Genomic DNA, 12,933 nt, shown 5'->3' with positions numbered 1-12,933 from the left:
TTGAGATCGCGCCGCAGTAGCCAGGGGTGCTCGCGCGCGAGCCAGTCCCTGCGCACCGCGAAACCCAGATTCAGCCAGCGCTGGTACGCCGACCGCAGCATGTGCTCGCGAAGCGTCGTCCGCCCGGTCTCGGCGTAGAGGGCGGCGGCCTCCTCGTGGGCGTACGCACTGATTGTCGGAAGCTGGTTTTCCTCGGCGAGCTCAATGGCTTGGTGGAGATAACGCTCTGCCTTGGCGTGGTGCCCGCGCGCTCGCGCCCACGCTCCCTGGATCAGGGCATACGGTGCCGCGTAGTTTTCCGGGGCACCCGCCGCCCACTTGCGATGCGACGCCAGCGTCTGGCGCACGAAGCGAGTCGTCGATGGGTCCCGCGGAGCGCAGTGGATCATGCTGAGGGCACCGACCAGATAGACGAGCTGCGATGCCGTGGTGCCGGCCAGACCGCCGAGATGCTCGATCGCGTCAGGCGTGGCGGCGGCCGCGCCGGCATGGTCGCCGCACCAGAAGTGCAGACCCTGCTTCATCGCCGCGGCTACGCCCAGGGCCACCTCGTCGCCCTCACGGCGGGCCGCCGGCAGCACCTCTCGCTCGTCGTAACCGCTCTCGCCGGCGAGCAGGAACGGATCGGCGCTGCGGCCCATCAAATTCAGGCATAGCTGCTGCATGGCCTGGCAAAGGGCGCTGGGCACGGGCTGGGAACGGATGTGGGGGACCAGCGAGCAGGCGAGGGCGTCGATCTCCGCCAGGGGACGGCCGGCCCAGAATGACTGGGCGAGCAGGACCGCGACCAGGTATCCGGCGTATTCCTGGTCGCCTTGGTCCAGCGCCTCCTCGGCGCTGTCGCGAAGCTCGCCCAACCCGTCGCGGAGGGGATGCCGCCAGTGGTGGATGTAGTCCAGGTGCATGAACACCGTTTGCGGCCGGGTCTCCCGGAACTCCGGGCGCTCGGCAAGCTGCATGGCGATCTCGCCGAAGCGCTGGCCGCCCGCGTGGTCACCGAGCACGACGAGGACAATCCCGTAACCGGCGGTGACCAGCGGCGAGGACGGCGTGTGCCCGTGCGCCAGCGTCAGATCGAGTTGCTTGCGTACCAGCAAGGGCAAGAGGTTGGGCCGGACGAGGACGGCCATGCTGCACAGTTCGACAAGAATCCGGTGCAGTGCGATGACCTTCTGGTCATCGCACTGCGGCAATGCCAGCAGCCGCTCGGTGCTCCAGCGGCGCATCGTCAGCCTCATCCGGACGATCGCGTTGGCCATGCGTGGCTTGCCCGCGTCGGTCGCCACCCTTTCGCCGAGCTCGTCGAGCGCTTGAAGCCCGATCTCCAGGGCCTCCTGGAGACGGTTCTCCGCAACCCGCCCCTTGAGCCGCAGGTAAGCGAGTCGTGCCCGGTCCGGGGGCTCACGCAGGAACTCCTCGGCCTCGTCGAGCAGCGCATTGAGCGCCGGCACGTCGCCGACCAGCAATGCGGCGTCAGCGGCGTCGAGCTGGAGCTCCCGGGTCAGCGAAAAGCTTGAGGCCCAACGTTGCTCGCCGAGCAGCTCCAATGCGCTTCGGCAGTACCCGAGGGCCAACGGGAACGAGGCCTGCGCTCGAGCCTTTCGCGCCGCCCGCCGCACCACCTCGACGAAGGTGGTGCGCTCGACGTCGTCGGTGAGCCCCATGCCGCCGATGCCGACGTGGCGGGCGGCTTCGAACAGGCGATCGTCGCCAAGCCCGACGAGCCGCCGGCCCAGGCGCAGGTGAACGGCGCGCATGTCGTCAGCGGACAACCCCGCGCGCGCCGCCTCGGCCACGCGGTCGTGGCTGAACCGGTAGCGGGCGTCGCGGCTGATCGCGTTGGTGATCCGCTGGCCGCCGCCGTCGAGGGCCTCGAGCAAGCGAAGTTCGAGGCACGCCCAGAGCGCGTGCGCCACGACATCGGGCGACCGCGCGGCCGCTGCCGTGGCGTCGTCGAGGTCGAACTCGCCGCCGATGCACGACAGCGAACTCAACACCTCCCGGTCACTGCCGCGAAGTTGGTCGAGGTAGCGGCCGAGGAACTCGGCGGCCGTGGCGGAGACCTCGATGGCCGTGAGCACGCGCAGATCCCAACTCGGGTGGCCCCCGGGGCCGACCGGGGTGAGCGCGCCTTCGCGTTGCGCGCGGTACAGCAGCTGACGGACTTGCAGCGGGTTGCCGCCGGTCCGATGGTGGAACTCGGCGGCCACGTCGCCCAGCTCCACGCTCTGGCCGCACACCTCGGCGAGCAGCTCCTCGACATCTTCGGGGGCCAGCGGTTGGAGCTCGATGGTGTTGAGGCTCTCCGATTTGATGCCCGCCGCGCCCGGGTCGAACTCACCCGCGCGGTGCGCACCGAGGACCAAGACGTTGCGGAGCGACACCGTCAACAGTTCGGCCAACAGCAGCAGCGTGTCTCGATCGGCCCACTGCAGGTCGTCGATCGCCAACACCGCCGGACGGTAGGCCGCCGTGGTCGACACCAGCCGGACGGCGGCGCGATGCAGGCGACGGCGAGCATCTGCGGCATCGAGGTCGGTGTCATCCGGGGATTCGCCCAGCACGGGCTCGAGTTCGGGCACCAGGTCGGTGAGGACGCCCGCAAACCCCGTCATTTCGCTGACGAGATCGGCACGCCAACGATCACGTTCGGCCGGGCCGGTGGCCTCCATGGTGCGGACAACCGAGCCAAGCGCGTCGGCCAGCGCCGAGTACGGAGCCGGCGCGCCGTCCCTACATCTCCCGTAGGCGAAAACGCAGTTGCGGCGGGAGATCTCGGAGCCGAACGCCTGTATGAGCGTCGACTTGCCCACCCCTGGCGACCCGCTGAGCAGGACGCATCCCCCGCTCACCCGTTCTGCCGTTGCCACCGCGGTCCGGAGTTCGGTGAGCTCCCGTCGTCGGTCCGCCATCCGGCCGTCGAGGTCTAGTACCGGAGTCGTCACGGCGCAGGCCACTCCGCGCTGGGCGCTGTCCGCCGGATAGCGCTGCAAGGGAATCGCGGACCGGAGCGCATGTGCATGGCAGTTCCCTCCAAGGGAAATGTCCACCCACCGGAGTGACGGTCCCCCGCTGCGGGACTGTGCAGATCCGTTCGGCGGGTGGTGCAGAGCAGCATAGCCCAATACCCGGCGCAGTCCGAGGTTTACAAGCCTGACGGCAGCCTCGCCGTGACGCCGATGGTTCAGGTGTAGGTCGGCTTGAACGCGTCGGCCGGTTGGGCCAGTGCCAGCGCCGAACTGGTGCCGATCGGGCCGTGCCGGTCGAACAGGGTGGCCGCGCCGGTGGCGACCCCGGCCGCGCCGTGGTGGCTCTGGGCGGCCAGCCCGAGGAATTCGCCGTCGGGCAATCGGCTCGCGGTGACGGTGTAGTCGGCGTTGATGTAGCGCAATCCGCCGGTGCCCCAATGGGTGAGCGAACTGGTGATGTCGCCGACGAACGCCAGGCGGGTGAACGGGGTGAGCGGGTAACCCTGGACCATCGGCCGAAAGAGCCTGGCCCACGCGAACTTCTGGGAGTGCGACTGCTCCCACTCGCCGGCCGCGATACCGGGACTGCCGTGCGACGTCGCCCCATACCCCCAGATCAGAAACGGCATCTCGGCCGGGAATCCGTCGGAGGACGTCGGCAGCGGCGGCATCTCAACCCGGGTGGACCACACCTGGCCGTCCGGATGATCGCCGCGACGCAGGAACAGCGCGCTGGCCCGCGCGACAACCGTGCCCCGCTGAACCAGCTCGCCGTCGACCAGCTTGATGCGCCGGCCCTCCCGCTGGATCGACGTCCGAATCCGCACCGGTTCCATCAGGGCCGGGCGCAACAGGTCGACGGTGAGCCGGGCGGGCTGCAGGTCGGGGTCGACGCCGGATTGCTCTATGCCCCAACCCAACAGGCCGCCGACGTTCTGGCCGCCCATGGTCGCGCCCCATGGCCCCTGGGTCATCGCGCCCGGAACATAGGAGTCGCCGTCTACAGTGAAAAACGCCTCGGGCATGATGGCGGAATCCTCGATCGTCACCGCTATCACGATAGGACACCGGAGAGTGAGGGCCGGGCATGCCTCCAGTGATCGAAATCGCGCGCGACCGCAATCCGTTCGCGATGACCGGCGTGTCCCGCGGCCGCGACGGCGTTCCGCGATACGACGGGCTGCCCGCCACCCTGCTGGACATGCTCGCCGAACACGTCGACGCCCGTCCGGACAGTGAGGCCGTGGTCGAGCTGGGTGGCGATCGGCTGACGTACCGGCGGCTCTGGGACCGCGCGGCGCGCGTCGCCGGCGGGCTGCGCGCGGCCGGCGTGACACAAGGCGACCGCGTCGCGCTGCGCTACCCGGCGGGGATCGACTGGGTGCTGGCGTTCTGGGGCACCGTGATGGCCGGCGGCATTGCGGTGGCGGTCAATACGCGATCCGCGCAACCGGAGGTCGAGTTCGTCCTGTCCGACTCCGGTGCGCGGGTTGATCTGGCGCCGGATTCCGCGCTGCCCGACGGGCAGCCGTACGTCACCGAGCGGCTCGGCCGCACCGACACGGCCGCCCTGTTCTACACCTCGGGCACCACCGGCCACCCCAAGGGGGTGCCCACCACGCACGAGGCGTTTCTGACCAACACCGAGAACGCCGTCCGGTGTCTGCAACAGCCGCGGGACCTGGGTGAGGGGATGCGAACGCTCATCTCGGTTCCGCTGTTCCACGTGACGGGTTGCAATTCACAGCTTTTGGCCGCCGCCCGGCTCGGGGGAGCGTCGGTGATCATGCCCGCGCTGAACCTTGACGCGTTGATCGCCGCGTTGAGCGCCGAGCGGGTGTCGGTCATGGTGACCGTTCCGGCTATCTACTCACTACTGTTGCGGCACAGCGGCTTTGCCGTACTTGACGTTTCCGGGGTTCGATGGGTGGGCTACGGCGGAGCGCCGATCGCCCCGTCGCTGGTGCGGTCGGTGAAGAACGCATTCGGCCACGCGACGGTGTTCAACGGCTACGGCATGACGGAGACGGCGTCGCTGATGACGGTGCTGCCCGACCGCGACGCCATCGAGCACGCCGACTCGGTCGGATACGCGGTCCCGTCGGTGGACCTCGGGGTGATCCCGTTCGGGGACGAGCCCGGCGTGGGTGAGCTGGTTGCCCGGGGCGCCAACGTCACGGCCGGCTACTGGAACCGGCCGGCGGCCACCGCAACCACCTTCGCCGACGGTTGGCTGCACACCGGCGACGTGGTGCGGGTCGACGACGCGGGCCGGGTGCACATCATCGACCGGCTCAAGGACATCATCAACCGCGGGGGCGAGAACGTCTCCAGCGTCGAGGTCGAGGCCGTGCTGCTGGCGGCGCCCCATGTCGCGGACGCCTGCGTGCTCGGGGTTGCCGACGACGTCATGGGGGAGAAGGTGGGGGCGGTGTTGTTCGGCGGCGCCGACGAGATCGACGTGCGGGCCGTGCTCGACCATTGCCGCAGCCAGCTGGCCGACTTCAAAGTGCCGCAGTACGTCACGGTGGTCGAAAGCGCGCTGCCGCGCAATGCCGGCGGCAAGCTGCTCAAGGCCAGGCTGCGCGAACAAGTGCGGTGGGGGGAGCCGCTGCGATGAGCGCCAGCCTGTTGGTCGCCAACCGCGGCGAGATCGCACTTCGGATCATCCGCACCGCAATCGAACTGGGCATGCGAACGATCGCGGTCTACGCCGACGACGATGCGCAGAGCCCGCACGTGCACGCGGCCGACGAAGCGATCGGGCTGCCCGGCAGCGGCCCGCAGGCCTACCTGGATCAGCCCGCCCTGCTGGCGGTGGCGAAGATATCCGGTGCGGATCTGGTCCACCCGGGTTACGGATTCCTCAGCGAGAACGCCGAATTCGCCAACGCCTGCGCGGCCGGCGGGCACACCTTCGTGGGCCCCGACGCCGCGGTGCTGGAATTGCTCGGCAACAAGACCTCGGCGCGCGGCGCCGCGATGGCGGCCGGGGTGCCGGTCCTGCCCGCGACGCGGGGGCCGAGCACCGTCGAGGACATCAAGGCATTCTTCGCCGCGCAGGAGGGCGGCATCATGCTCAAGGCCCTCGCCGGCGGCGGCGGGCGGGGAATGCGCAAGGTGCACGGCGCCGATCTGATCGACGAGGCCTACCAACGCTGTGCCGCCGAAGCGCGGCTGGGTTTCGGCGATCCGGCGCTGTTCGCCGAGGCGCTGCTCACCGGCGCCCGCCACATCGAGGTGCAGGTCGTCGCCGCGCCAGCCGGACACCACACGCATGCGCTGGCGGTCGGTGATCGCGACTGCAGCATCCAGCGCCGCTACCAGAAGCTGGTCGAAATTGCCCCCGCCCAAGGGCTTTCGGATGATCTACGTCGCGCGCTGCACCAGGCGGCGGCACGGTTGTGTGCGCGCGTGGGCCTGTGCGGGCTGGCCACCGTGGAATTCCTGGTCACCGGCGAGGATTTCGTCTTCCTCGAAGTCAACCCGCGAATCCAGGTGGAGCACACCGTCACCGAGGAAACCACCGGGCTCGACCTGGTGGCCGTCCAGCTGGCGATCGCCGGCGGCGCGTCCTTCTACCAGCTGGGACTGGCGCCGGGAATCGCTTCCGACGGCACCGAAGACATCGGTGAGCCGGCCGCTGCGCGCGGTACCGCAATTCAGCTCAGGGTCAACATGGAGACGTTCGGGCCCGACCTTTCCGTGCTGCCGTCGGCGGGCGCACTCACGGTGTTCTCCCCTCCGAGCGGGCCGGGAGTGCGCGTCGACACGTATGGCCGGCCGGGACTGGTCGTGAGCCCACAGTACGACTCGCTGCTGGCCAAGGTCATCGTCCACGTGCACGGGACCTCGTGGCAGGCGGCGGTGCGCAAAGCGGGCACCGCCCTGTCGGAGTTCAGCATCGAGGGCATTCACACCAACATCGGCTTCCTCCGCGTACTGCTGAGCGACGACCGCATCGAATCCGGTTGGGTGGACACCGGTTTCCTCGACGACAACCTTCCCGAGCTCGCGGCCGCGGCGTCGTCGCACCAGCGCGATCCCCAGGTGGCGGCGGTCGAGCTCTATCCCGGCGAGGACGCGCTGCGCGCGCAGTTGGCGGGCACCGTGGTCGAGGTGGCACCCGAAGGGGTCGAGTACGCCGCGGGAAGCCAGCTGGTCGTCCTGGAAGCGATGAAGATGCAGCACGTGCTCGTCGCACCGGACGCGCTGCGGACCGTCCGGGTTCTGGTAACGCCCGGGCAGGTCGTCGGGACCGGGGACCCGCTGCTGGTCTACATCCGCACCGGGGCCGGATCGGATGGCGAATCATCAATGGCTGCAATGGATCTAGACAGGTCGCGCGCCGACCTCGATGAGGTGACGCAGCGCCACGCGCTCACGCTGGACGAGGGCCGTCAGGCCGCCGTCACCAAGCGGCACGAACAAGGCCGCCGCACCGCCCGGGAGAACATCGCCGATCTGGTCGATCCCGGCAGCTTCGTCGAATACGGCGCGTTGGCCATCGCGGCGCAGCGCAGCCGGCGCTCGGAAGAGGACTTGATCGCCAACACCCCGGCCGACGGCCTGGTCGCCGGCCTGGCCACCATCGGCGCGGACCGATTCGGCCGAGCCGCGGCCGAGGCCGTCGTGGTCTCCTACGACTACACCGTGCTGGCCGGCACGCAGGGCATGCGCAACCACGCCAAGACGGACCGTGCCTTCGATCTGGCCGCGCGAAAGCGGCTGCCCGTGGTGCTGTTCGCCGAGGGGGGAGGCGGGCGGCCGGGCGACACCGACGTCGGTGGCGTCGCCGGGCTGGATGTGCCGACCTTCCGGATGCTGGCCGGGCTGCGGGGGGAGGTGCCGCTGGTGTCGATCGTCTCCGGGCGATGCTTTGCCGGCAACGCCGCGCTGGCCGGGGTCTGCGACGTGATCATCGCGACGCCGGACGCCAACATCGGGATGGGCGGGCCGGCGATGATCGAGGGCGGCGGGCTGGGCGTGTACCCGCCGGAGGCTATTGGGCCGATCGGTGTGCAGCGCCGCAACGGCGTGGTCAGCCTGGTCGCCCGGGACGAGGCGCAGGCGGTGTCGCTGGCCAGGCAATACCTGTCGTACTTTCAGGGCAGCCTGGGCCAGTGGGAGGCGCCCGATCCCCGGCTGGCCCGGCATGTGGTGCCGCAGAACAGATTACGCGCCTACGACGTACACCGGGCGATCGACGCGATCGTCGACGTCGGATCCGTTCTCGAGCTGCGGGGAGACTACGGTGTGGGCATCGTCACCGCGCTGGTGCGCGTCGAAGGAGTGCCGTACGGGCTGATCGCGAACAGCACTCACCACCTCGGTGGCGCGATCGATGCCGAGGCGGCCGACAAGACCGGCGACTTCCTCGCCCTGTGCGAATCGTTTGGGCTGCCGGTGATCTCGCTCTGCGACACCCCGGGCTTCATGGTCGGTCCCGACGCGGAGACCCAGGCGGCGGTTCGCCGCTTCGGCCGGATGTTCGTGCTCGGTGCGCGGTTGACGGTGCCGCTGGGAATGATCATCTTGCGCAAGGGATATGGGCTCGGCGCGATGGCGATGGCCGGCGGTTCCTTCCGCGCGCCCCAATTCACCGTCGCCTGGCCGACCGGCGAGATCGGCGGTATGGGTTTGGAAGGCGCCGTGCGCCTCGGCTACAGCAAGGAGCTGGCCGCAGTCGACAACCCTGCCGAACGGCAGACCCTCTTCGATCGGCTCGTGGCCGCCGCTTACGAGCACGGCAAGGCGCTGCGGGCGGCCACCACGTTCGAACTGGACGACGTGATAGACCCGTCAACCTCCCGGGCCTGGATCACCAGGCTCTCGGGAGGCTGAAGGATCGTGCGATTATCCGTGGCCGGAGCCGCAGCCGACGCCGGGCAGGCAGCCGGTGCCGCCCGGTATGCCGCCGGGGCCGGCGTTCTGCCCGCCGGAGCCGCAGCCCACACCCGGGATGCAGCCCTGGCCGCCCGGACCACCGCCGGGACCGTTGAACTGGCCTCCCGAGCCGCAGTTTCCGTTGGCGTCGCAGCCGCCGCCGCCCGGGTCTTCCTTGAACGTGACGTGCGTCGGTGCGGGGGAGCTGACGGCCGGTCCGGCGAAAGAGACGTCAGCGGTGGCCGCGGGTGCGGCGGCGATGGCCGCAGCGACAGCCCCGGCGACGACCAGCGGTTTCATGAGTGTCAATTTCGATAACATGCGCCTGGCATACCACCTCGACACGTGCCCAAAACCTCGCGAATAAGATTCCGTGGCAAACGACGGAAGGCCAACGACATGACCTCACAAGATCTGAGCGGCCGTACCGCGATCATCACCGGCGCGTCACGCGGAATTGGCCTGTCGATCGCTCAGGAGTTGGCAGCCGCGGGCGCGAACGTGGTGCTCACCGCCCGCAAGCAGGAGGCCGCCGACGAGGCCGCCGCGCAGGTGGGAAAACAGGCGCTCGGAGTCGGTGCGCATGCGGTCGACGAGGACGCGGCCCGGCATTGCGTGGACGTGACGCTGGAGCGCTTCGGCGGCGTCGACATCCTGGTCAACAACGCCGGGACCAACCCCGCATACGGTCCGCTGATCGACCAGGATCACGCCCGTTTCACCAAGATCTTCGATGTCAACCTGTGGGCTCCGCTGCTGTGGACCTCACTCGTCGTCAAGTCATGGATGGGCGAGCACGGTGGGGCGATCGTCAACACGGCCTCCATCGGAGGTATGCATCAATCGCCGGCGATGGGCATGTACAACGCCACCAAGGCCGCGCTGATCCACGTCACCAAGCAACTGGCGCTGGAACTTTCGCCGGGTATCAGGGTCAACGCGATCTGTCCCGGCGTGGTGCGCACCAGGCTGGCCGAGGCGCTGTGGAAGGACCACGAGGATCCGCTGGCGTCGTCGATCGCGCTCGGACGCATCGGTGAACCGATCGACGTGGCGGCGGCGGTCGCCTTCCTGGTTTCCGACGCGGCGGGCTGGATCACCGGCGAAACCATGGTCATCGACGGAGGTCTGCTGCTCGGCGCCGCACAGGGATTCCGGTCCGCACCGGGCGCCGGGCAATGAACGCCGTCAATACGGTCGACCTGGACGGGCGGATACAGGCACTGCTAGACGAGCACGATCCCGCGACCAGCGATCCACGGGAATTCCTTGGCGCACAATACGATGCGGGCCTGGCCTGGGTGCACCTGCCGCAGGGTTTCGGCGGGCTGGATCTGCCGCGCACCGCCCAGGAACGGGTCGATGCCCGGCTGGCCACCGCCGGTGCGCCGGTGGGCGGCACTCCCAAGAACTATATCGGGATGGGCATGGCCGCGCCCACCATCGCGGCCTTCGGCACCGACGAGCAGAAGCGGAAATTCCTGCGGCCCTTGTTCACCGGCGAGCAGATCTACTGTCAGTTGTTCAGCGAGCCGGGAGCCGGCTCGGACCTCGCCGGGGTGTCCACCCGTGCGGTCCGCGACGGCGATCAGTGGATTGTCAACGGGCAGAAGGTGTGGACGTCGCAGGCGCAGCACGCGCAGATGGCCATCCTGGTCGCCCGCACCGATCCCACCGTGCCCAAACACGCCGGCCTGACCTACTTTCTCTGCGACATGACGCAGCCCGGTGTCGAGATCCGCCCGTTGCGCCAGATCACCGGAGAGGCCGAATTCAACGAGGTGTTCCTCACCGACGTCCGGGTGCCCGATGCGAATCGGCTTGGCCCGGAGGGTGGCGGTTGGCGAGTCGCGACCACCACCCTGAACAACGAACGGGTCGCGATCGGCTCCCGCGCCGGCGCTCCGCGGGAGGGCGGCCATATCGGCAAGGTCACCGAAGCCTGGCGCGACGAGCCGGCGCTGCGCAACCCCGCCATGCACGATCAGCTGATGCGGCTGTGGGTGGAGGCCGAGGTCCTTCGGCTCGCCGGCGAACGGCTGCGACAACAGGCCGCGACCGGTCAGCCGGGCCCAGAGGGTGCCGGCATGAAGGTGGCGTTTGCCAAGCTGGCGCAAGCGATTTCGGGCTTCGAGATCGAGCTGCACGCCGACTCCGGGCTGTATTACGACGACTGGACCATGCGCAGGCCCGAAACGGTCGACCTGATCGGTCGCGAGCCCGGATACCGCTATCTGCGGGCACGCGGCAACTCGATCGAGGGCGGCACCTCAGAAATCCTGCGCAACACCATCTCCGAGCGGATCCTCGGTCTGCCGGGTGAACATCGTGTCGACAAGGACGCCGCGTGGAAGGACCTGCCCCGATGAGCCCCCAGCGCGTGCAGACCGGGGACCTGCTGTACTCCGACACCGAAGACGCGTTGCGGGCCGGTGTCCGTCAGCTGTTCGCCGAGCGTTGCCCGCCCGAATCGGTGGCCCGCGCCTACGACGCGGAGCCCCAAGACTTCTCGGGGGTGTGGCGGACGCTGGCCACCGAACTGGGTGTGGCGGGCCTGCTCGTTCCCGAGTCGCTCGGCGGCGCCGGCGCCGGCGCCCGCGAGGCGGCGGTGGTCATGGAGGAGATCGGCCGCGCGGTCGCGCCGGTGCCATTCCTGTCCAGCGCGGTCCTCGCCACCGTCGCGCTCGTGCGCGCCGGTGACACCCAGACCGTGTCGGCGCTGGCCCAAGGCGAGCTGACGGCGGCGTTGGTGGTGCCGCTGACGACCGCGCCGGGCGACCCGGTCACGGGTGTGAGCGTCGGCGCCGACGGACTCTGCGGATCGGTCATCGGCGTGGCCGGCGTCGGCGCGGCCGACGTGCTGGTGGTGCCGGCCGCCGGCCCGGACGGGCTCGAGCTGCACACCGTCGACGTCGCCGCGGCGGGCGTGCAGGTGTCGCCGCTGCTCGCGCTGGATATGACCAGACCCCTTGCCGGCGTGTCGTTTTCGGGCACGCCGTCGTCGCGCATCGGGGCGGGCGACCGGCCGGTCGCCGACGCCATCCGCACCGCGGCGGCCCTGCTGGCGTCCGAGCAACTCGGAGTCGCCCAATGGTGTTTCGACACCACGCTGGACTACGCCGGGCAGCGCAGGCAGTTCGGCCGCACGATCGGCTCGTACCAGGCGATCAAGCACCGGTTGGCGGACCTGTGGTTCGAGGTCGGCGCGGCGACGGCCGCGGCGCGCTATGCGGCGGACACGTGCGCCCGGGCGGGCGACGACACGGCCGCGGCGGCCGCCATCGCGCAGGCCTACTGCGGCGATATCGCCGTGCATGCCGCCGAGGAATGCATCCAGCTGCACGGCGGCATCGGTATGACCTGGGAGTATCCGGCGCACCTGTACCTCAAGCGGGCCAAGAGCGACCAGCTTGCCTTCGGCACCGGGTACCGTCACCGCGCCCGGCTGGCCGAGCTGATGGACCTGCCGCCCTCCTGATGGTGCGCGGACTGCTGACGGACCCTTAGCGCGGCAACGCCGCGGCGAACACTTCCGTCATGGCGTCCCAATGCCGCTCGGCCGCGGCGGGGTCATAGGGCGCGTTGTCCGGGACGGCGAATCCGTGGCCCGCCGAATACCACTCGATGGTGTGCTCGACGCCGGCCGCCGTCAGCGCCTTGTCGAGTTGCTCGGCGTGATCGGCGGTGAACGACGCGTCGTTCTGGGCGCCGCCCACGTACACCGTGGCGCCGATCCGGTCGGCCAGCAGGTGCGGGCTGTCGTCGGTGTCGGTCACCAGGCCGCCGCCGTGAAAGGACGCCGCCGCGGCCACCCGGTCGGGCACCCGGCCGGCCACGATCAGCGACGTCCGCCCGCCCATGCAGTAGCCGCACACCCCGAATCGCTCGCCGGACACCTCGGGGCGAGCGGCCAGGTAATCGAAGAAGGCGGTGGCGTCGGCGGTCATCCGGTCCGGGGTGACGCTGCCGATCATCGAGAACAGGCGGCCGCGTTCCTTCTGATCGCCGAAGACGGTCGCCATGTCGAACGGCGCCCAGTCGGCGGTGCGGTAGTAGACGTCGGGGAGCAGCACGGCAT

9 protein-coding genes are annotated in these 12,933 nt (G+C 69.7%); 5 read left to right on the top strand and 4 right to left on the bottom strand.

What is annotated here, in order from left to right:
• Together Q0W90_RS18700 and Q0W90_RS18695 are read right to left on the bottom strand one after the other, a co-directional pair.
• On the bottom strand, window positions 1-2,912 hold a 2,912-nt coding region (locus Q0W90_RS18700; protein WP_297775750.1), incomplete at its 3' end, for an AAA family ATPase.
• 272 nt (window positions 2,913-3,184) lie between these two features.
• On the bottom strand, window positions 3,185-4,018 hold the full coding sequence (locus Q0W90_RS18695; RefSeq protein WP_297596467.1) for an acyl-CoA thioesterase domain-containing protein: 834 nt from the start codon (window positions 4,016-4,018) through the stop codon (window positions 3,185-3,187).
• Window positions 4,019-4,056: 38 nt separating this feature from the next.
• On the opposite strand from Q0W90_RS18695, the gene Q0W90_RS18690 reads away from it, so the two are divergent.
• Complete coding sequence (locus Q0W90_RS18690; RefSeq protein WP_297775745.1) at window positions 4,057-5,589, top strand: class I adenylate-forming enzyme family protein; 1,533 nt, start codon at window positions 4,057-4,059, stop codon at window positions 5,587-5,589.
• On the top strand, window positions 5,586-8,813 hold the full coding sequence (locus tag Q0W90_RS18685; protein ID WP_297775744.1) for a carboxyl transferase domain-containing protein: 3,228 nt from the start codon (window positions 5,586-5,588) through the stop codon (window positions 8,811-8,813). Before Q0W90_RS18690 ends, Q0W90_RS18685 begins: the two co-directional genes overlap by 4 nt.
• 12 nt (window positions 8,814-8,825) lie before the next feature.
• On the opposite strand, the gene Q0W90_RS18680 is transcribed toward Q0W90_RS18685, so the two are convergent.
• Entirely contained in the window at window positions 8,826-9,155 is a 330-nt protein-coding gene (locus tag Q0W90_RS18680; RefSeq protein ID WP_297775742.1) for a PE-PGRS family protein, read from the bottom strand.
• 99 nt (window positions 9,156-9,254) lie between these two features.
• On the opposite strand from Q0W90_RS18680, the gene Q0W90_RS18675 reads away from it, so the two are divergent.
• From Q0W90_RS18675 to Q0W90_RS18665, 3 genes are read left to right on the top strand one after another with little or no spacing between them, the layout of a single operon-like run.
• Window positions 9,255-10,037: an SDR family oxidoreductase gene (locus tag Q0W90_RS18675; RefSeq protein ID WP_297775740.1), complete on the top strand. Its 783-nt coding sequence runs from the start codon at window positions 9,255-9,257 to the stop codon at window positions 10,035-10,037.
• Window positions 10,034-11,224, top strand: a complete 1,191-nt coding sequence (locus Q0W90_RS18670; RefSeq protein WP_297775738.1) for an acyl-CoA dehydrogenase family protein — start codon at window positions 10,034-10,036, stop codon at window positions 11,222-11,224. Before Q0W90_RS18675 ends, Q0W90_RS18670 begins: the two co-directional genes overlap by 4 nt.
• 11 nt (window positions 11,225-11,235) lie before the next feature.
• Complete coding sequence (locus Q0W90_RS18665; RefSeq protein WP_297775747.1) at window positions 11,236-12,333, top strand: acyl-CoA dehydrogenase family protein; 1,098 nt, start codon at window positions 11,236-11,238, stop codon at window positions 12,331-12,333.
• Window positions 12,334-12,358: 25 nt separating this feature from the next.
• Here Q0W90_RS18665 and Q0W90_RS18660 read toward each other — a convergent pair.
• On the bottom strand, window positions 12,359-12,933 hold a 575-nt coding region (locus tag Q0W90_RS18660; RefSeq protein WP_297775735.1), incomplete at its 5' end, for a dienelactone hydrolase family protein.

It is taken from the genome of Mycobacterium sp. (assembly GCF_025933915.1).
Taxonomy (GTDB): Bacteria; Actinomycetota; Actinomycetes; order Mycobacteriales; family Mycobacteriaceae; genus Mycobacterium.
Note: the sequence above shows the minus strand (reverse complement) of the source record. Positions and strands in the feature narration are given on the sequence as shown.

What these genes read in the sequence shown, in the direction of transcription:
- Q0W90_RS18670 (WP_297775738.1), top strand. Translation starts at nt 10,034, where the DNA reads ATGAACGCCGTCAATACGGTCGACCTGGACGGGCGGATACAGGCACTG.
- Q0W90_RS18675 (WP_297775740.1), top strand. Translation starts at nt 9,255, where the DNA reads ATGACCTCACAAGATCTGAGCGGCCGTACCGCGATCATCACCGGCGCG.
- Q0W90_RS18685 (WP_297775744.1), top strand. Translation starts at nt 5,586, where the DNA reads ATGAGCGCCAGCCTGTTGGTCGCCAACCGCGGCGAGATCGCACTTCGG.
- Q0W90_RS18690 (WP_297775745.1), top strand. Translation starts at nt 4,057, where the DNA reads ATGCCTCCAGTGATCGAAATCGCGCGCGACCGCAATCCGTTCGCGATG.
- Q0W90_RS18680 (WP_297775742.1), bottom strand. Translation starts at nt 9,155, where the DNA reads ATGAAACCGCTGGTCGTCGCCGGGGCTGTCGCTGCGGCCATCGCCGCC.